General features: G+C 49.9%; 20 protein-coding genes and 1 riboswitch. Of the genes, 17 read left to right on the top strand and 3 right to left on the bottom strand.

What is annotated here, in order from left to right; translation table 11 throughout:
* Positions 1–117: 117 nt before the first annotated feature.
* The 13 genes from NSS79_RS28825 to NSS79_RS28765 all read left to right on the top strand — a co-directional run bounded on the left by NSS79_RS28825 (position 118) and on the right by NSS79_RS28765 (position 14,265).
* Positions 118–564, top strand: coding sequence for a hypothetical protein (locus tag NSS79_RS28825; protein ID WP_342440461.1), 447 nt, complete (start codon positions 118–120; stop codon positions 562–564).
* A 36-nt stretch (positions 565–600) separates the two neighbouring features.
* Positions 601–1,746, top strand: a complete 1,146-nt coding sequence (locus NSS79_RS28820; protein ID WP_342437126.1) for a transglutaminase-like domain-containing protein — start codon at positions 601–603, stop codon at positions 1,744–1,746.
* Positions 1,747–1,971: 225 nt separating this feature from the next.
* Positions 1,972–4,083, top strand: coding sequence for a penicillin-binding transpeptidase domain-containing protein (locus tag NSS79_RS28815; RefSeq protein WP_342437125.1), 2,112 nt, complete (start codon positions 1,972–1,974; stop codon positions 4,081–4,083).
* Positions 4,084–4,156: 73 nt separating this feature from the next.
* Positions 4,157–4,894, top strand: coding sequence for a Cof-type HAD-IIB family hydrolase (locus NSS79_RS28810; RefSeq protein WP_342437124.1), 738 nt, complete (start codon positions 4,157–4,159; stop codon positions 4,892–4,894).
* Positions 4,895–4,928: 34 nt separating this feature from the next.
* Entirely contained in the window at positions 4,929–5,414 is a 486-nt protein-coding gene (locus NSS79_RS28805; RefSeq protein ID WP_340896701.1) for a DUF456 family protein, read from the top strand.
* Between the two features lie 21 nt (positions 5,415–5,435).
* Positions 5,436–7,061 (top strand): polysaccharide biosynthesis protein, encoded by a 1,626-nt coding sequence (locus NSS79_RS28800; RefSeq protein WP_038596157.1) that lies wholly within the window; start codon positions 5,436–5,438, stop codon positions 7,059–7,061.
* Between the two features lie 107 nt (positions 7,062–7,168).
* Entirely contained in the window at positions 7,169–7,513 is a 345-nt protein-coding gene (locus tag NSS79_RS28795) for a thioredoxin family protein (RefSeq protein WP_038596154.1), read from the top strand.
* A 109-nt stretch (positions 7,514–7,622) separates the two neighbouring features.
* A complete protein-coding gene (locus NSS79_RS28790) occupies positions 7,623–8,555 on the top strand; it encodes a COX15/CtaA family protein (RefSeq protein WP_342437123.1) in 933 nt (310 codons plus the stop codon).
* Between the two features lie 98 nt (positions 8,556–8,653).
* A complete protein-coding gene (locus NSS79_RS28785; RefSeq protein ID WP_342437122.1) occupies positions 8,654–10,438 on the top strand; it encodes a UbiD family decarboxylase in 1,785 nt (594 codons plus the stop codon).
* A gap of 136 nt (positions 10,439–10,574) precedes the next feature.
* Entirely contained in the window at positions 10,575–11,315 is a 741-nt protein-coding gene (locus tag NSS79_RS28780; RefSeq protein ID WP_341096092.1) for a Cthe_2314 family HEPN domain-containing protein, read from the top strand.
* Positions 11,316–11,405: 90 nt separating this feature from the next.
* A riboswitch (SAM riboswitch) is annotated at positions 11,406–11,548 on the top strand.
* A 101-nt stretch (positions 11,549–11,649) separates the two neighbouring features.
* On the top strand, positions 11,650–12,666 hold the full coding sequence (locus NSS79_RS28775; protein ID WP_342437121.1) for a methionine ABC transporter ATP-binding protein: 1,017 nt from the start codon (positions 11,650–11,652) through the stop codon (positions 12,664–12,666).
* Positions 12,666–13,334, top strand: a complete 669-nt coding sequence (locus NSS79_RS28770) for a methionine ABC transporter permease (protein WP_342437120.1) — start codon at positions 12,666–12,668, stop codon at positions 13,332–13,334. The genes NSS79_RS28775 and NSS79_RS28770 overlap by 1 nt, the downstream gene beginning before the upstream one ends.
* Before the next feature lie 52 nt (positions 13,335–13,386).
* On the top strand, positions 13,387–14,265 hold the full coding sequence (locus tag NSS79_RS28765) for a MetQ/NlpA family ABC transporter substrate-binding protein (protein WP_342437119.1): 879 nt from the start codon (positions 13,387–13,389) through the stop codon (positions 14,263–14,265).
* A 277-nt stretch (positions 14,266–14,542) separates the two neighbouring features.
* On the opposite strand, the gene NSS79_RS28760 is transcribed toward NSS79_RS28765, so the two are convergent.
* On the bottom strand, positions 14,543–14,791 hold the full coding sequence (locus tag NSS79_RS28760; RefSeq protein ID WP_038596139.1) for a NifU family protein: 249 nt from the start codon (positions 14,789–14,791) through the stop codon (positions 14,543–14,545).
* Positions 14,792–14,873: 82 nt separating this feature from the next.
* Here NSS79_RS28760 and NSS79_RS28755 point away from each other — a divergent pair, with 82 nt between their 5' ends.
* Complete coding sequence (locus NSS79_RS28755) at positions 14,874–15,128, top strand: YuzB family protein (RefSeq protein ID WP_038596137.1); 255 nt, start codon at positions 14,874–14,876, stop codon at positions 15,126–15,128.
* Between the two features lie 34 nt (positions 15,129–15,162).
* Here NSS79_RS28755 and NSS79_RS28750 read toward each other — a convergent pair whose 3' ends face one another.
* Entirely contained in the window at positions 15,163–16,224 is a 1,062-nt protein-coding gene (locus tag NSS79_RS28750) for an FAD-dependent oxidoreductase (RefSeq protein ID WP_076112517.1), read from the bottom strand.
* An 83-nt stretch (positions 16,225–16,307) separates the two neighbouring features.
* Positions 16,308–17,414, bottom strand: coding sequence for an aminofutalosine synthase MqnE (gene mqnE, locus NSS79_RS28745; RefSeq protein ID WP_038596132.1), 1,107 nt, complete (start codon positions 17,412–17,414; stop codon positions 16,308–16,310).
* A gap of 351 nt (positions 17,415–17,765) precedes the next feature.
* Here mqnE and NSS79_RS28740 point away from each other — a divergent pair, with 351 nt between their 5' ends.
* The 3 genes from NSS79_RS28740 to NSS79_RS28730 all read left to right on the top strand — a co-directional run bounded on the left by NSS79_RS28740 (position 17,766) and on the right by NSS79_RS28730 (position 18,821).
* Positions 17,766–18,125 carry an iron-sulfur cluster assembly accessory protein gene (locus NSS79_RS28740; RefSeq protein ID WP_038596130.1) on the top strand — a complete coding sequence of 120 codons (360 nt, stop codon included), beginning with the start codon at positions 17,766–17,768 and terminating at the stop codon, positions 18,123–18,125.
* 17 nt (positions 18,126–18,142) lie between these two features.
* Positions 18,143–18,370, top strand: a complete 228-nt coding sequence (locus tag NSS79_RS28735; protein ID WP_342437118.1) for a hypothetical protein — start codon at positions 18,143–18,145, stop codon at positions 18,368–18,370.
* A gap of 142 nt (positions 18,371–18,512) precedes the next feature.
* The gene (locus NSS79_RS28730) at positions 18,513–18,821 is read left to right on the top strand and encodes a GNAT family N-acetyltransferase (RefSeq protein ID WP_052092294.1); all 309 of its coding nucleotides are present in this window, start codon (positions 18,513–18,515) and stop codon (positions 18,819–18,821) included.
* The last annotated feature ends 6 nt before the right edge of the window (positions 18,822–18,827 follow it).

Genomic DNA, 18,827 nt, shown 5'->3' with positions numbered 1-18,827 from the left:
CCACCTGAACGGGTGGGTAATCATGAATTATAAGAGGCATTCATGTATAATAATTAGTATTAATGGGGACTCGCTCCCTGGTGTGACGAAATTTTTGATAGGGGTGTTGGGAGATTGATGGATCCGGAAGTATGGTCACAGTTTATCAGAGAAAATTGGCTAGTTATCGTTATTGCACTTGTACTGCTGTTTGCCGTTGTTAATCTGGTCAAGACGGTTCTGAAATGGGCGATTGTTATTGTTATCGTTGCGGGTCTGTTCATTTACAGCGGGGTTACAATGGATCAGATTGGAGACGCTGTGAATAAGGTGGCGGATGGAACGGTCAGCACCCTGAAGAGCGAAGCGCAGGAAGTTATGCTGAAAGAAGCGAAAGAAGCCAAATATACTTCAGGCGGTGACGGTACGTTTACGATCACAACACCCAATCTTGAAGTGAAGGGTGAAGCCGGTGAGGATAAAGTGGAAGTGACCTTCCGCGGAGTCAGTCTTGGAAAGTGGAGTGTTAACGATACTACCAAAAGCTTTATTGATGAAGCCCGGAAGAATGGGGCCGGGAATTAAAATACAAGCTGATGTGATGGAAAGGGAGGAGAGGCTATGCTGAACAGCTGGATGGAAAGTATTAGTGATGCCAATATCATCACTATCCTCCTTCTGCTGATAGTGCTCTTCTCGCTGCTGCAGGGCTGGAGCCGGGGGTTTGGCCGCTCAGCGGGAGGGCTGTTTGGGCTGCTCGGAACCGGGCTGCTTGCCATAGCTGCATTGGCCCTGGCCATTCCGGCCGCCTTTTACCTCTCGCCCCGTGTACAGACCTGGGCAGGTGGAATTGAGCTTCCGGATATCCAATTAAGCCATTGGCAGCAGCTATACTATACGGCGGTGTCTGTTCTGGCGGGTTCGCCGCTTGTGCGTTTTTTGCTGCTGCTGCTCTTGTCCTACAGTCTCATCCGCCTGCTGCTGGGACTGCTGTTTATGCTGCTTCCGATTTCCCTTCCGCGCCTTTCGGGCAGGTCCGGAAACAGGAAGATTACTCAGGTGAGCCGTCTCAGCGGAGCTGTCATCGGTCTGGCTACCGGCCTTGTGCGCGCCCTGTTGCTTGTTTTTGCCTTGTACATCGGCGTGGGTTTGAATCCGGACAGCACGTTCAGCCGTTATGTGGAATCCTCGCCGATCTACCGGCAAAGCGCATCTGCGGTCTTCGAACCCCTTGCCGGTGAGAATGTGCGCAGTAAGTTGCCGGTTCTGACCAAGGCGGTTGCCGCCGAGATGACGGATATTCTCCGGCGGAAATACGAAGTGCTCGACCATGAGATTTCACCCGACATCGTGGGTGCAGCCTCCGATATAGCGGGACAAGCCGGCGACGATGAGAAGAAGGCCAGACTGCTCTATGATTGGGTCGGCTCCAGGATCTCTTATGATTATGCCAAAGCCGAGAATTATGAGCAGAACCGGATTTGGAAGGAGCAGACTCCGCAGGATACCTTTGATACCCGGATCGGTGTATGTATCGATTATGCACGTCTTTATGCAGTGATGGCCCGCTCCCAGGGGCTTCAAGTGCGCGTAGTGACCGGTCAGGGCTACGACGGCCAAGGGGGATCAGGCCCCCATGCCTGGAATGAAGTGTACATCACAGACCGGCAGGCCTGGATTCCACTCGATTCCACCTGGGCAGCCAGCGGGGATTGGTTTAATCCCAAGGATTTCGATAAAACCCATGTCAAAGAAAGTATGCTCTGAGCAAGGAAGCGGAATGCCCTGATTCTATGATACAATACAGCATGTGAAACGATGTTGAGGAAAGACAATATGAACACTCTCGTGCGCACACTGGCCGCACGTGCAATTTTTGATGCCTGTGACCGGGAATCGTGACTGGACCAAGCGCCTGTAAGGCACTTTCGGCCTTACATGGAGTCAGCACAGGTACAAAGGTTTATTTTAGATGTAGAGGAGTGAAAAACTGTGAGTTTTTTCCGTAAGCAGGCCTCACCCCCAGAGGAAAGCAACAGCAAAAGTTCGCTTGGCCTACGGATCAATGTATTCTTTTTTAGCACATTTGTTATCTTTTGTGTAATCATTGTCCGTCTTGCCGTTTTACAGTTTGTCGAAGGGCCAACTCTGACTGAGGTGGAGACAAGCCGTGATACCAAAAATGTGCCGCTCGCCGCAATAAGAGGGAACATTCGTGCAGCGGGAGGGGAGCCCATCGCTTACTCGACTTCTGTGCAGTCGCTGTATATTACACTTACTAAAGAATACACGGCTAAGGTTACGGATAAGGTGACGGGAGAAACCGTGCTTACGCCGGAGGCGCAGGCCCAATCAGATGCCCTTGCGGCCAAGCTGGTTAAGGACTTTAGCGCCTATGGTGATCCGAATGCTGAGAAGCTGACTGAAAAAGATATTATTGATTCCCTGGATTTGTATTTCCGGAAATATTCGGGTTTTATGGCGCGGCGTATCAAGGCTGGTCTTACTTCGCAGGAAGTGGCCTACTTTATGGAGCATAAGAGCGAATATCCCGGACTGGAGATTGTGGAGGAAAGCAACCGGCATTATGACAAGGAATCTGTAGCCGCACAGACTGTCGGATATATCAAACCCTTTAAGTCGTCCAACAGCTTGAGTATTTATAAGAATATTCAGAATGCGATGAAACAGTTGGATGCGGACCCCGGCCTTACTTATAAAGACGATGAATTTGTCGGATTCGATGGCCTGGAACTGCAGTATCAGCGGGAGCTGCGCGGCAAGAACGGATATCAGGTGATCTCTGTGAGTCCGCAGAATATGGCTGAGAAGGTGGAGGCGGTCGTGCCCCCTGTCAAGGGTAACGATGTCTGGATGACGATCAACAAGAACATTCAGCTCAAGACCGAGCAGGCCATTACAGAGCAAATCAGATGGCTGCATTCGAATTCGGTACAAGGCAAAACACACCCGAATGCATTGACCGGCTATGCCGTAGCTATGGAAGTCGATACCGGCAATGTTGTTGCCATGGCCAGCATGCCTGATTATGACACCAATGTGTGGACTGCCGAGAAAATGGACACCGAGGTATGGAAGAAAATAATGGGCAACTACCAGAACGGAACCATTACACCGTATTCCTCCGGGATGTCGGGTCATGAGTTTGGCTCCACGGTGCTGCTCGGTTCAACCATCAAACCTCTGAGTGTGCTTGTAGGACTGAATGAAGGCTTATTCACTACTTCGACTATCTATACAGACAGAGGGATTGCCCACTTCGGGAAAAATGACAAATCCTCCGTGCGAAATTCTTCCGGCCACGTGTATGGCCCTATGGACCCGTCCAGAGCGATTGAGAAATCCTCCAATGCGTTCATGGTGGACATGGTTGGCAAGAAGTTATGGGAGAAATATCATAGTGAAGGTATTAATGTCTGGGATAAATATATGAAGGAATTCGGCCTCGGTGTATCTACAAAAAGCGGACTTCCCAATGAATATCTCGGACAGATCAACTATACCGATACCAAGGCTGCCGGCAGTGCCCAGGCTGCGCTGGTCTATGCTTCATTCGGACAGCAAGGACGCTATACGGTTCTGCAGCTCGCCCAATACGTAACGACACTGGCGAATGAAGGAGTACGGATCAAGCCGCAGCTGGTCAGCAAAATCACCGATGCCAAGGGTAACGTGGTTAAACAGTTCAAACGCGAGGTGCTTGATGAAGTTACAACCTTTGATAAATCCTACTGGAACGAAATCAAAAAGGGCATGAACAGTGATGTTACTGCGTTTAATGACTTCCCTTATGACTTTGCCCGCAAAACGGGAACCTCACAGCAGCTGGGTAAAGGGGAATTGCGCGATAACGGGGTATTTATTGCCTATGCCCCGCGAGAGAATCCCAAGCTTGCTGTAGCGGTAGTTATTCCGGAAGGCGGGTTCGGCTCCAGCAGTGCCGCTCCGGTTGCACGAAAAATATTTGACGCGTACGACTATGAGTACGGATTGGATGGAGTGCCGAAGAAAAGTCTGAAAACCGATGCCAATGCAGAGGGCTCAGACTCGGCAAGCGGCACAGACGGAACGACGAACAACTGACGCGGCCATGCTGCCGGGTCGAGTGACCAAATAATTAGCTCTTGAAATGAGCATACAAATTGGAGGGGTGGCAATGACTGCCAAATACCGCCTGTTAGCACTGGATATGGATGGAACCTTACTGAATGATGAACAAATCATTACCCCCAAAACGGTGGAATGGATTCAAAAGGCAGTTGATGCAGGCGTTCACGTCTGTCTCTCCACAGGCCGCGCTTCCAAAAGCGCCATGCCTTATGCCGAACAGCTTGGACTCAAGACTCCGATGATTATGGTGAATGGCAGTGAAGTATGGCGGGCTCCGTATGAGCTGTACCGCCGCTCGCTGATGGACCCGGTGCTGGTGCAGCAGATGTATGACATTGCCCGGGAATACGATATCTGGTTCTGGGCATATTCGGTGGATGAAGTGTACAACCGGAACAACTGGGACGGGGAGATTCTGAGCAGGGAATGGCTCAAATTCGGTTATTCCACAGAGGATGATGAGATTCGCCATAAGCTGCTGATGCGGCTTCAGGATATGGGCGGTCTCGAAATTACCAATTCATCGCCGCATAATCTGGAGATCAATCCGCTTGGTGTCAACAAGGCATCCGGTATACGCGAGGTTTGCCAGCTCCTGGGTCTCGAAATGTCACAGGTTGTTGCCGTTGGCGATAGCCTGAACGATTTGGCTGCCATCCAGCAGGCCGGATTTGGGGTTGCTATGGGCAACGCCCAGGAGACCGTCAAGCAGGAGGCGGATGCTGTGGTAGCGTCCAATAATGACGATGGAATTACTGAAGTGATTCAAAAGTATATCCTGTAGTGAGTGCGACCAAAACCTTTAAGGAGATGAGCCAATGGCCATTCTGGGTTGGATTCTGATTATTGCTTTATTCGCGGTCGGACTGGCCGGGGCTGTATACCCGATTCTCCCTGGTGCGCTGGCGATTTATCTGGCCTTTTTTGTATACGGGTGGTTCTTCAGCTTCGAACCTTTCGGAGTCTGGTTCTGGATTATTCAGACACTGATTGTCGTCGTATTATTTGTAGCCGATTATGTCGTCGGGGCCTGGGGGGTCAAAAAGTTCGGAGGCTCACGTTCTTCGGTCATCGGCAGCACGATCGGTCTGATTCTAGGTCCGTTTGTCATTCCGGCGTTTGGACTGATCCTCGGTCCTTTCATTGGGGCCTTTGTAGGTGAACTGATGGCTGGCTCAAATCCCGGCAAAGCGGTCAAGGTCAGCTTCGGTGCATTGCTTGGCTTATTCAGCAGTACGGTAGTCAAAATCATACTGCAAATTGCCATGGTGGTCCTTTTCTTTATCTGGATCGTAATAAATTAACAGCGAAGAAGGCGAAACAGTTTGTCCAAGAAAGAATCTTTTGTCAAAGGCACGCTTATTCTGGCTGCGGCTGCGCTCGTGGCCCGGGTGCTCGGGCTTGTCCAGCGGGTGCCGCTGGAGCATTTATTCGATGATATCGGGAACGCTTCGTTCACGCAGGCGAACAACGTCTACCTGCTGCTGCTGCCGCTGGCCACAGCCGGAATCCCCAGTACACTAAGTAAAATGGTATCCGAGCGTTACGCTCTGAACCGGCCGCATGAAGCGCAGCAGGTGTACCGGGCCGCACTTATATTTGCCGCTATTGTAGGTGTGCTGATGAGTACAATCTTGTACATAGCTGCTCCTTATTATGCGGAACATACCAAGGTTCCAGAGAGCACCCTGGCCATTCGGGCGATTGCGCCGGCACTGCTGCTGTTCCCCTGCATCGCGATGATGCGCGGTTATTTCCAGGGACGCAACAATATGATGGCTGGAGGAATCTCGCAAATTGTCGAGCAGATTGCCCGGGTATCCACGGCCGTGCTGCTCGCTTTTATTTTGCTCCGCCAGGGATACAGCAATACATGGATGGCAGCCGGCGCGTCATTCGGCAGCGTGCTCGGCAGTATCGGCGCATTTGGCGTCATGTTGTATTATGCAATAAAGCTGCGCCGCAGTGAGGAGCAAGTGGCCCTCTATAAAACCAATGAAGCCAAATTACCGCTGCTGGGCATTTACAAGGATATTTTTAAGCTTTCTATACCCATTGTGTTATCTTCAATTACGGTTCCGGTAGTGAACTTTATCGATACTTCCTTCATTGTGCCATTGCTTAGTGGACAAATCGGCATGGCAGAAGCGACCCAGGCTTTGGCGATTTTTGGAAGCCGGGCGCAGAGTATCGCGGGAATACCTCCTGTGTTGTCCATTGCGCTAAGCACCTCACTGATTCCGATTATCTCAGCGGCCTACGCCCGGCGTGATGAAGAGCATTTGAAACGCCAGGTGACGCTCGCGATGCGCATTTCGATATTAACGGGAACACCGATTGTACTTGCTCTCGTTGTATCAGCCTATTCTGTGAATGGACTGATCTTCAGCAGTCTTGACGGCAGCGGGATTGTTGCGATGCTGACGCTTGGTACGATTTTTCAGATTACAATGATGACGACCAACTCCATTCTGCTGGGAATGGGGAAATCACGAATTTCCATGTATTATGTGATGGCAGGTCTTCTCGTGAAGTTAGGTTCAAACTTCCTGCTGAGCCGCGCCTTCGGGATATACGGCATTATTGCAGCAACGGCGCTTTGCTTCTTCATCATTACTTATCTTAATCTGCGTATGCTCAAAACCATTGTTCCTTTTGAGATTATGGGTAAACGCTGGGGCGGATTCACCGTTGCAGTTCTCGCTTCCGGCGGAATTGGCTACGGCCTGAACGAAGCGGGAGTGATGCTGACCCATCTGATGCCTGCACGGCTTGCTTTCCTGATTACCTGTCTGGTTGTAGGAGCAGCTGTTGTTGTAATTTATCTTGTACTCCTGATTGTGCTGGGTGTGCTAAGCCGCCAGGAGGTTGCCAGTTATCCGCGTGCTTTGCAGAAGCTGCTCAAACCACTGATGAAGCTTCAGCCTGAACGTGTTCGTACTAACGAATAATGCTATGATTAATGTCTTATTTCGTCTATTTTATTTGACTTCCTGAGCACATTTTGCTTCACTTAAAGGGTAACCGAATCAATGATGAAGAAAGGATTGGATAATCCATGGATAAAATTTCTTCCCCTGCAGAATTTCAGGTAGCGATTCAATCACCGCGCTTGAGCGTAGCTGTATTCAAGGCGGACTGGTGCTCCGATTGCAAGTTTATTGATCCTTTTATGCCTGAAGTAGAGCAGAAATACGATGGACGTCTTACGCTTGTAGAGGTGGATGTTGATGCGGTAGGCGATGTCAGCCAGGAACAGAACATTCTTGGAATTCCCAGCTTTGTTGCTTACACTGACGGCCGTGAGCTTGTAAGATTCGTTAATAAGCTGCGCAAATCCCGTGAGGAAATTGAGAATTTTCTGAATACGGCGCTTGAGGTTTATCTGAGTATTCACAAGTAATGAAATTTGCACACCGCTTTCGCCTTGATAGAGCAGAAGCGGTGTTTTTTTTAATCTTTCATTCCTTATATTATCCAGTTCATTCCTATGAAAAATGCGGGTGATCCTATTGACGACAAATCAATTGAAAACGCTTAGCTACATCACTTGCCTCACAATGTTTTTCGCCTTGCTTGGAGGCGCTGTGGTCACGAAGACGGGATCGGGACTGGAGTGCGGACATGATTGGCCGCTCTGCCACGGAAAGCTGATTCCAGCCTATACCGTGGGATCAATGATTGAGTATACCCACCGCTTGTTCAGCGGGTTGGCGGGTTTGGTGTCGTTAATATCGATGTTTGCTTTTTGGCGTTATGCCCGCAGACAGAAGGAACTGCTTGTTTATGCTGGGCTGACCCTCTTTTTTGTAGTTGTACAGGGTGGAATGGGAGCGCTCGCGGTCATGCAAGCGCAGTCTGCTGCGGTGATGGCGCTGCATATGGGCTTCTCTTTAATAGCTTTCGCCAGCTCACTCATGCTCGCGCTGGGTACGAAGCGGCGGCATGAATCTAGAGCCGTAGAGGAGGCTTACGGGCAAGGGGTAAGCCGGGGGTTCCGCAACTTAACGTGGTTTACGGCGTTATATTCATATATTGTCGTTTATATCGGAGCTTATGTTAGCCACACGGATTCACAGGGAGGCTGCTCCGGCTGGCCGCTCTGCAATGGGGAATGGATTCCCGAGCTGTCTGGTGGTGTAGGCATAGTGTTTGTACACCGGGTTGCGGCGGCACTGCTGTTTGTTCTGATCGCACTGCTTGGACATTTAGCCTATTGGAAACACAGAGCATGGCCTGAGCTGAGGGCTCTGGGCGTTGCCGCAGTTGTGCTCTGCCTGCTGCAGGTACTCAGCGGTGCGGCTGTGGTGCATACGCTGTATAACGAACAATTGTACATATTTGCTGCGCTGGCCCATATTTTGCTGATTGCTGGACTGTTCGGAGTCTTGTGCTACATGAGTGTGCGTGTATGGCAGCTGAGCAGAAAGAATAAATCAAACTAAATGCAGGGGAAATGTTCGTCTGTCCTGTATCGTTAGTTCTCAGTAAGACTGCCAATCAGACTTTGGGCACTCAGCCAGGTTTGAGGAGGAACAATAAAGTGGGATACGATAATTTGCGTCAATGGATCGAGCAGTTGAGAAAGGATAAGGATCTCGCTGTGATTGATACTCCGGTGGACCCCTATCTCGAACTGGCGGAGATTCATCGGCGTGTGGTACGGGAAGAAGGGCCGGCATTGCTCTTTACCCATGTAAAAGGAACCCCTTTTCCGGTCGCGACAAATTTATTCGGAACGGTCCGCAGGGTAAACCAGGCATTTGGGACCCGGCCCGAGCAGCTGATGAAGTCGCTGACGGGGGCGGTGGAAACTTTGCTGCCGCCCACCCCCTCGGCGATATGGAAAGAAAAAGGCCTGCTGTATGATCTGCTCAAGGTCGGCGTCAAAGATGTGCCGCAGGGTGAAGCGCCTGTGCTGGGCATATGCCGCAGTACCGACCCGCTGCAGGAATTGCCCAGAATCACAAGCTGGCACGAGGATGGCGGGCCGCTGATCACCCTTCCGTTAGTATATACCGAGAGTATTACCAATCCGTTGAACCGTAACCTTGGAATGTACCGTGTGCAAATTTATGATGACAATACAACAGGTGTCCATTGGCAAATCCATAAAGGCGGCGGTTTTCATCACCGTGAGGCCGAACTGCTCGGCGAGGCTCTGCCAGTCTCCGTATTTCTCGGCGGCCCGCCGGCGCTGATCGCCGCAGCCATTGCTCCCCTGCCGGAGCGGCTGCCTGAACTGCTGCTGGCTTCGCTGATGCTGGGCCGTCGGCTGCCCATGGTTAAGGATCCCATGGGCGGACACCGGATTCCCGCTGAATCCGAATTCGCCATCCGCGGTCTTGTAACGCCGCTGGAGCGTCGCCCGGAGGGACCTTTCGGAGATCCCTATGGATATTATTCCCGGCAGCATGATTTCCCTGTCCTGCATGTTCAGCGGATGTGGCACCGCAAGGATGCGATTTATCCGGCAACGATTGCCGGCAAACCCCGCCAGGAGGATTATTATTTGAAGGATTTTCTTCAGCGCCTCCTGTCCCCGGCCTATCCGCTGCTGATGCCGTCAGTCAAGGCGCTGTGGTCTTATACCGAAGCCGGCTCGCATTCGCTGGCATCCGCCGTTGTGCGCGAAAGCTATTCGCGCGAAGCGCTGGCATCGGCTTTCCGCATTCTGGGAGAAGGCCAGCTGTCTTTGACCAAATTTTTGCTGCTGACGAATGAGCCGGTGGATCTTTGCGATTTTCCCAAGCTGCTGGAGACGGTACTGGAGCGTTTCGATCCGCAAACTGATCTGGTTGTGCTGAATAATACGGCTCAAGATACCTCGGATTATACCGGACACAAGCTGAACCGCGGCAGTAAAGGCGTAATGATGGGCGTCGGATCCCCGGTTCGGGTGCTTCCCCGTATCTATAATGAGGGAGTGCTTCCCGGAATTACCGGCGTTGTTCCTTATTGCGGAGGATGTTTAACGGTATCGGGTGCATCCTATATAGACGACCCTGAACTTCCGCTGAGACTGATCGCCGAACTGCGCCAGAAGGAAACAGAATGGCCGCTCATCATCCTGGTGGATCACGCCGCTGAAACCGCTCAGACGCAAACCTCCTTTCTGTGGACTGTGTTCACCCGGTTTAATCCGGCGAGCGATATTTACGCAGAATCCGAGGTTAACCGCCATCACATTGGCTATAAGCTGCCGATTGTTATCGACGCCCGCATGAAGCCGGATTATCCGGATGAGCTGGAACCATGCGGGGATATTGTGAAGGTAGTCGACCAAAACTGGAAGAACTATTTCCCGATGCTTACAAAACTAAGTTAATGCTTCCGAAGCGAGTTTTGTGCGAAGTAGATTCAGGATGTAATGCTTACAAAACTAAGCGAATGCTTCCGAAGCGAGTTTTGTACGAAGTAGATTTCAGGATGTAATGCTTACAAAACTTTAAGGAGGACAAAACATGCTGCGGATATTACTGGGAGAACCGCCGCGCGAGAACGGCGGTGTACTGGCTGAAGCCATGGACAACATGGCGAAGCTTGCAGCAATGCTGCGCAAGGAAATGAACGCGCATGAGGACCACGACCATGAATACCGCAAGCTGGAGATATGGACGCGCGGGCTGATTTCCTCCTTGGACGAGTTGGAGCAAAGCTGGTTCGCGGCAGCCTTTTACCGGAAATTGGTTGTTGCCGGTTATATGGATGATATGACAGTGATCGAGCAGGGCGATTATGCCCGGTACGTTTATTTTTATAAAAATGGCTTTATTCGTGTCTTCTCACTGCTGGACAAGCTTGGAACTGTATTGAACAGTCTGTATAATCTCAACACGACCAAGGTCAAAGCCCATTTCTCATATTTCACCGTGCTGCGGCAATTTCAATTGCTCAAAGCGCATGCGCCGCTGGCGGAAGAACTGGAGAATATCAAGAACTCTTACCGGGAGCCGCTGCAGAATCTGCGCAAACGCCGCAACGCCGAAATTCATTATATGAATGCGGAAATGCAGGATGATCTCTGGCAAAGACATCAAGGGCTGCATGACAAAATTCAGCTTGAAGATTTGGACAGTCATCTGGAGGATTTGAAGCAGTGCCTTGAGATGGTGTGCAAATCTTTAAGCGCTTCGTTCCGTTACAGCAATGAGCAGTGGCGTAAAAACGCGGCAGCTTTGAAAGCAAGAGACGGCTCTAAGTAAAACTTTCCCTTTGACAAAAAACCTGAAACTTACTATACTTAGGCATGCATTCGTTTCTCACAGAAAAACGGCAACTAATTTCATATCATAATCTTATCGAGAGCGGCGGAGGGATAGGCCCGATGAAGCCCGGCAACCGATTTGTGTAATGCGCGTCAATCCGCGTTTTAGATGAATGTCATGGTGCTAATTCCTACAATACCGCGCGGTTTGCGGTCTTTGGCAGATGAGAAGGCATTGTTAATAAACGCACAGGGCCTCTTGCGATCTGCAATCGATCGTAAGAGGTCTTTTTGATGTTATAGGAATAGAAATAAAGAGAGGGGGACAGTAATTGATAGAGCTAAAAGGTTTAACCAAGGTCTACGGAAAAGGCAGCAAGGCCGCTACAGCGCTCTGGGATCTGAACCTGTCCATCAAAAAAGGTGAGGTTTTTGGAGTAATCGGCCATTCTGGAGCGGGAAAAAGCACCCTAATCCGCTGCATTAACCTGCTGGAGCGTCCGACAGAGGGTGAGGTATGGGTGAACGGTGTGGATCTGACGGCGCTGAATCAGAGGCAATTGCAGGTGCAGCGGCGTAAAATCGGGATGATTTTTCAGCATTTCAATTTGCTCACTTCGGCTACGGTATACGATAATATCGCCTTTCCGCTGCGGCTGATGGGCACTCCGGGAAAAGAAATTGACCATAAAGTGAAGGAACTGATAACACTGGTTGGTCTCGAACAACATCTGAACAAATATCCTGCCCAGCTGTCCGGTGGACAGAAGCAGCGGGTGGGCGTGGCCCGTGCCTTGGCTAGTGATCCCGATGTGCTGCTATGCGACGAAGCGACCTCGGCGCTGGATCCGCAGACAACGGATTCCATCCTGCGTCTGCTGCTCGATATCAACAAGCGATTTAATCTGACGATTGTGCTGATTACGCATGAAATGCATGTCATACAGAGCATCTGTGACCGGGTCGCAGTCATTCATGGCGGCGGTATTATCGAGCAGGGGAATGTCGCAGAGGTATTCCTGAAGCCCAAGCATGAAGTAACCAAGGAGTTTATCCGTAGTGAAACTCAGCAGGACGGGCCTCTTCGGGCGGCCATTGATGCAGTGAATGGTGAATTCGGCAAGGCCGTCAAGATTACCTTTTTGGGACAAAAAACGTACGAGTCTACCTTGTCCCATGTAGCCCGCGATACCGGGGTCAACTTTGCGATTTTGCAGGGGACAATCTCCACAATTAAAGATGTGCCTTACGGCCAGCTGATTGTCCGTTTTGAAGGGTCGCCTGAAGCGGTTGAAGCCACAGTCGCCGAGTTAACGGCGCAGGGGCTTGATGTGGAGGTGATTTCATAGTGGGCGGCTTGAATTTTAATACAATTAATTGGGAAGAAATGCTTGATGCTACAGTGGCTACATTAAAAATGTTGGCATTTTCCGGAATATTCACAATTATTCTTGGTTTACCACTCGGAATTGTGTTATATTTATGGGGAAGATCAAATAACATTGTTATCAGGGTAATTTACTCGGTATTATCGCTGCTTGTAAACATCCTGCGTTCCGTTCCATTTCTCATTCTAATGGTAGCATTGATTCCTTTCAGCAAGTCGATTATGGGGACTTCGATAGGTGTGCTCGGTACGATCCCGGCGCTGGTCATCGGTGCGGCTCCGTTTTTTGCCAGACTGGTGGAGACGGCACTGCGTGAGGTTGACCGGGGCGTGATTGAAGCAGCACAAGGAATGGGAGCTTCCACAAGGCAGATCGTTATGCGTGTACTTTTGCCCGAGGCTCGTCCAGGCTTGCTTGCCGGAGTGACCATCACTCTCGTTACGCTCGTTTCCTACACCGCGATGTCGGGGATGATCGGCGGCGGAGGTCTTGGTGATCTGGCAATCCGCTACGGTTATTACCGGTATGAGAAAGAAGTTATGATTATCTCCGTAGTGCTGATGGTTATACTAGTTCAGTTGCTGCAAATGGCTGGAGACCGGCTGGTCAAATTTTTTACCCGGAAATAAGGTACGTCCATATATAGCCTTATTCATACATTTAATAAAGGGGGATTTACAGATGAAGAAAGTACTGCTCACATTTTTCAGCTTGACCTTGGTATTGGTGCTGGCTGCTTGCGGCAACAATAACAATACCAATAACGTGGCCAATTCCGCCGCAACGAATGCACCAACAACAGATGCTTCTGCAGAGCCAACGACCGAACCGGCTGCAGAACCTGTAACCCTCGTGGTCGGCGCATCTCCTGTACCGCATGCTGAAATTCTCAAGGCTATCGCTCCGCTGCTTGAAGCACAAGGCATCAAGCTGGAGATCAAAGAATTTACAGACTATATCCTGCCGAACACACAGCTTGCCGAAAAGGCACTGGATGCGAACTTCTTCCAGCACAAGCCTTACCTTGATGACCAGAACAAAAAGAACGGCTCAGAACTGGTACCGGTAACTGCTGTTCACGTTGAACCTTTCGGCGCTTATTCCAAAAAAATCAAATCGATTGATGAACTGGCTGACGGCGCGAAAGTAGCCATTCCGAACGATGCCACCAACGGTGGACGCGCTCTGATCCTGCTGGCTAAAAACGGCCTGATCACCTTGAAAGACGACACTAATATCACTTCCACCAAAGCGGATATTACCGAAAACAAAAAGAAACTTGAGATCATTGAATTGGATGCAGCAATGCTGCCACGCCAGCTTGATGAAGTCGATATTGCTCTGATCAACACCAACTTTGCACTTGAAGCCGGCCTTGTTCCAACCAAAGATGCATTGTTCATTGAAGGAGCAGATTCCCCTTACGCCAACCTGCTGGTATCCCGTCCTGATAACAAGGATTCCGATGCTATCCAGAAGCTGGCTGCAGCGCTGAACTCTGCGGAAGCTAAAGCATTTATCGAAGAGAAATACGAAGGTGCGATTATCCCTGCATTTTAAGCTGCTGCCTTAGCTGACTTAACAGAATTACAACGACGGAAAACCCCGCATGCCAGAAATAGGCATGCGGGTTTTTTAGCACTCCGGTTGTTGCAAAATGTGAAATCCTCTATAATACATATAACAAGTGGAAATGGCTTCGCCGTCCTCAAAAGGACGGTATCCGTTACAGCGAGAAATAGAAAGATAATTTATAGTGTGAAGCCTATAAATTCTTATAGTTCAAAAAAATCCCGGGTCTTCTTCTCAGAAGATCCGGGATCGGTATCAAACGGGATTAGAATACTTGAACAACTTCTTCTACGCCTTCTACTTCTTCAAGGAGGGCGCGTTCGATCCCGGCTTTCAACGTGATCGTGGAGCTAGGGCAACTGCCGCAGGCACCCATAAGCTTCAACTTAACAATGCCGTCTTCAACATCGATCAGTTCGACGTCACCGCCATCGCGCTGCAGGAACGGACGAAGTTTATCGAGCACTTCCAGTACTTCATCATACATGGTGGTGCTTTGTACATTCTCACTCATTTCTCAATCACTCCTTTCATAAGTTCATTATAGTACAAAAAGTTAAAAAATAAAATGGTTAGTGCAGAATAGGGAGAGCATCATGAGACCAATTATTGAATTTTGTGCCAGTAATATTGGCCATGGCACGGAACCGCTGAAAAAAAAGCTGGAACAAAATCCGGAATACGATGTCATTGAATACGGTTGTCTGAACAACTGCGGCGAGTGCTACCTGCAGCCATTCGCCATGGTTGACGGCGAGATTATTGAAGCAGCTTCTCCGGAGGAACTGGAAGCAGCCATCGAGGCCGCTATTAAGGAACAGGAAGCATGGGACAATCTGGAACTGGACTAGCCAAAGGCTAGTCCTATCCTTGGCCTACCTTAATTTAACCCAAAGGCCGTTTGGACATCCAAAGTACGCCGCTTTTCAGCAGACGGGGGACACGTCCCATGACGGAGCGGCGGCCCATCAGCCCGAAACCGGCATGTTTGCCCAGGGAACCCAGCGTTCCCTTTAGCTTGATCGCATGGAGCTTCGGCGTTTCGCCGCGCCACAGCGCCTGAAGGACATGTGCTACCTGTTCCCCTTGCGCTCCGGCTGCCTGAGCACTTGGAGCGAACGGAAGGCTGGCACAGTCGCCGAGCACGTACACTTCCGGATAATCCGCTATATTGTAATATTGGTCCAGCATGATCCGGCCACTGCGGTCTTTCGCTACTTCGAGCTGCTGGACTACCCGGACCGGCTGGATTCCGGCGGTCCATACGGTAACATCAGCAGGAATAGCCTGGGTGCCATTATAGATGGCATCCTTTTCTACATGGGATACGGAAATTTTGCCCAGTGTTTCGACATGGTGTTCGCTGAACCATTCCTCCACATACTTGGACAGCTTCGCCGGAAAAGCCGACAGCACGCGTTCCCCGCGATCCAGTATGGAAATATTCAGGTCAGGACGGCTTTCACGCAGCTCTGCGGCAATTTCCACTCCGCTTAATCCCCCGCCTACAATATTAACCGTTCCGTAAGGCTTCACATCATTCAGCCGCCGATACGTTTCCCGCGTTTCTGAGAAGCTCTGGATACTGCAGGTATATTGCTCTGCTCCTTGAATGCCATGATAGTTATCTGTACAGCCGAGAGCGATCGCCAGGATATCATAGGAAACCGGCTCACCGGTCTCCATGAATATCATTCTGCTCTCCAGATCAATGGAGCCTACTTCACCATATCGGACGGTCAGACGCGGATGCACGGGAAACTGGATGCGTAAATGGTAATCGTTCACCGTCCCTGCAGCAAGCGCATAATACTCTGTCTTGATTCCCTGATAAGGCATCCGGTCGATTAGGACGATCTCCATATCATGAGGGAGATGGTTGTTGAGCAGTTCTTGGATAAGGGCAAGGCCGCCGTAGCCGCCGCCCAGGACGAGTAATGTTCTCATGCAGACCGATCTTCCTTTCGAGTAGTGCTCAAATATGGTTTTTGCAGCAGCGAAGGATAATTCCGGCTAACTCAGTTGTTTAATTATTCGTAAACCTTAATTTCATTGTAGAAGGTATCCCGTTCAACCGGAATCCGTCCGGCGCCTTTTACGAGCCAGATCAATTCTTCACGTGTCAGACCTTCAGGAGTTAAAGCACCTGCGGCGTGACTGATCCGTTCTTTTAAGATCGTGCCATGCACGTCGGAAGCTCCGAAGCTTAGGGCAACCTGAGTCAGCTGCGCGCCAATATTAATGAAGTAAGCTTTAATATGGTCAATATTATCCAGCATCAAACGGCTGATCGCAATTGTCTTAAGATCTTCGTACGCGGAATTGCGGCGCATAATCCCGGCGTTTTTGTTCTTGGGCTGCATGGACAACGGGATAAATACCATAAATCCGTTCGTTTCATCCTGCAGCTCGCGGATTTGCAGCATATGGCGGATGCGGTCCTCGTGCGATTCGATGGAGCCGTAGAGCATGGTGGTGTGCGTCTTCATGCCCATCTGATGGGCAACCCGGTGCACTTCCAGATACTCTTCGACGTTTGCTTTATCAACGCGCATTTTTTTACGGTATTGGTCAGAGAGAATTTCAGCTCCGCCTCCGGTAAGCGATTGGAGTCCGGCTGCGCGCAGCTGCTCCAGTACTTCACGGATGCTGAGTCCGCTGATCCGGGTGAAAAAGTCAATTTCCGCCGCAGTATAAGCTTTTAAGGTAACTTCAGGAAACCGCTCATGCAGAGCTTTCAGCGAATCAACGTAATATTGGAAGGGCACCTTATCATTATGGCCGCCGACAATATGGAATTCGCGTACGCCGGGATGAATATGCTGTTCGACATATTGCACCATTTCCTGACCGGAAAGGGTATAAGCGCCTTCCTCTCCGTCATCCTTGCGGAAATTGCAGAATGCACAGTGGGATTCGCAAACATTGGTGAAATAAAGGCTCATGTTTTCGATAAAATATACCTTGTTTCCATTCTTGCGCTGGTTGACTTCATTAGCCAGCTGGCCGATCGTGAGCAAATCGTTGCTCTCATATAAATAAACGCCGTCTTCCAAATTTAATCGTTCTCCGCCGCGAACCTTTTCGATAATGTTTGCCATTCTGGCGTCTGTGTGGGGTGTGATAAGAGTAGACATATGATTTCCTCCTGAAGGTTTGGCGAGGTGAATGCACCCGCAGAATCGTAACCGAAAATTGCTAAAACACGTGATGTCCAGCGTAAAAAATGGAGGCTTTGATGGCCTCCGTGACAATTTTCCGAATTTTTACGTATATCGCTTCCCCTATTATAAACCTCTCTCCAAGGGTGAGCAACCGCTGAGACTTGAAGTATAGAGCGGATAAATCGTATCCAAGGCAGCAGATATGACTTGAGGGCATGGGAAGAGTGGGGTATACTTAATTTAATATAGAAAATTACTTTTGGCCGGAAGGCTGTCATAGCATAAGAAGCAGATAGGCTAACAAACTTTCAGGAGGTTGAGATCATGATTACAATTAGTGAAACAGCTGCAGAACAACTCAAGACAATGCTGGCTGAGCAGGAGCTGCCCAACATGTTCCTTCGCCTTGGCGTAACACCGGGGGGCTGCAGCGGGTTCTCCTACGCCATGGGCTTTGACGATAACGAGAGCGAGCAGGATGTCTACCTGGATGTCGCTGACCTCAAGGTAGTTGTAAGTAAGGACGACATCCGTTATCTCAACGGTCTTGAGATTGACTTCGAAGAATCCGGCATGACCGGCGGGTTCACCATTAATAACCCGAATGCCACCGCCACCTGCGGTTGCGGTTCCTCCTTCCGTACGAAGGACGATGCTGGCAAGCCTGCGGCTGAGCCTTGCTGAATGGGAAGGGCCGTTTAGTGTCAAAGATACTGAAAGAGGCGTTAATATACGCTTTGATATTTATAACTATTCCAACAGTAATCAATCTTATCTTCACACCAGAAGAGGTTGCAGGCCTTTTTGATTACGGCTTTTGGGTAGGCACAGGACTTTTCCTGACAGCTTTTTTTATTGTTTTTGTACTGGTTTTCTTGGTGCTTTTGCTAAAACGTACTTTTCGCAAAACGCCAGAGAAACGTTTGTAACACCCTTCATGACGTGCAGAATGAGACTTCAAGGTAATCGCCTTGGAGTCTTTTTGCATTTCCAATATTTAGTGTGCCTGATATACTGGAGAGCATAAATGAACCATGCGGTGCATTACTACTATTAAGGAAGTGACCTGAATTGATCATTGAAACACAACGGCTGATGATCAGGGAGTTTTCGCCCGGGGATTGTGCAGCAGTTCACAGCTACGCATCGGACCCAAGGGTAGTAGAGCATATGATGTGGGGGCCCAACACGGAAGAGGAAACAAGAGCCTATCTTCATTTAACAATCAGCCAGCAGCATCAGGAACCGCGTAAAGTTTTTGAATTTGCAGTGGTTCTGAAAGAGACCAACCAGCTGATTGGCGGCTGCGGAATTCATACGCCTGAGCAGGGCCAGGGAGAGATAGGTTATTGCTTTAATTCCCGGTATTGGGGGCAGTAAGAAAGG

Origin of the sequence: Paenibacillus sp. FSL L8-0436 (genome assembly GCF_038593025.1) — a bacterium.
Taxonomy (GTDB): Bacteria; Bacillota; Bacilli; order Paenibacillales; family Paenibacillaceae; genus Paenibacillus_AQ.
This window is presented reverse-complemented; position numbering and strand designations above follow the sequence as displayed.

Bases quoted from the DNA above. Each gene is read 5' to 3' on its own strand.
- NSS79_RS28825 (WP_342440461.1), top strand. From the start codon at position 118: ATGGATCCGGAAGTATGGTCACAGTTTATCAGAGAAAATTGGCTAGTT.
- NSS79_RS28820 (WP_342437126.1), top strand. From the start codon at position 601: ATGCTGAACAGCTGGATGGAAAGTATTAGTGATGCCAATATCATCACT.
- NSS79_RS28810 (WP_342437124.1), top strand. From the start codon at position 4,157: ATGACTGCCAAATACCGCCTGTTAGCACTGGATATGGATGGAACCTTA.
- NSS79_RS28805 (WP_340896701.1), top strand. From the start codon at position 4,929: ATGGCCATTCTGGGTTGGATTCTGATTATTGCTTTATTCGCGGTCGGA.
- NSS79_RS28795 (WP_038596154.1), top strand. From the start codon at position 7,169: ATGGATAAAATTTCTTCCCCTGCAGAATTTCAGGTAGCGATTCAATCA.
- NSS79_RS28780 (WP_341096092.1), top strand. From the start codon at position 10,575: ATGCTGCGGATATTACTGGGAGAACCGCCGCGCGAGAACGGCGGTGTA.
- NSS79_RS28765 (WP_342437119.1), top strand. From the start codon at position 13,387: ATGAAGAAAGTACTGCTCACATTTTTCAGCTTGACCTTGGTATTGGTG.
- NSS79_RS28760 (WP_038596139.1), bottom strand. From the start codon at position 14,791: ATGAGTGAGAATGTACAAAGCACCACCATGTATGATGAAGTACTGGAA.
- NSS79_RS28755 (WP_038596137.1), top strand. From the start codon at position 14,874: ATGAGACCAATTATTGAATTTTGTGCCAGTAATATTGGCCATGGCACG.
- NSS79_RS28750 (WP_076112517.1), bottom strand. From the start codon at position 16,224: ATGAGAACATTACTCGTCCTGGGCGGCGGCTACGGCGGCCTTGCCCTT.
- mqnE (WP_038596132.1), bottom strand. From the start codon at position 17,414: ATGTCTACTCTTATCACACCCCACACAGACGCCAGAATGGCAAACATT.
- NSS79_RS28740 (WP_038596130.1), top strand. From the start codon at position 17,766: ATGATTACAATTAGTGAAACAGCTGCAGAACAACTCAAGACAATGCTG.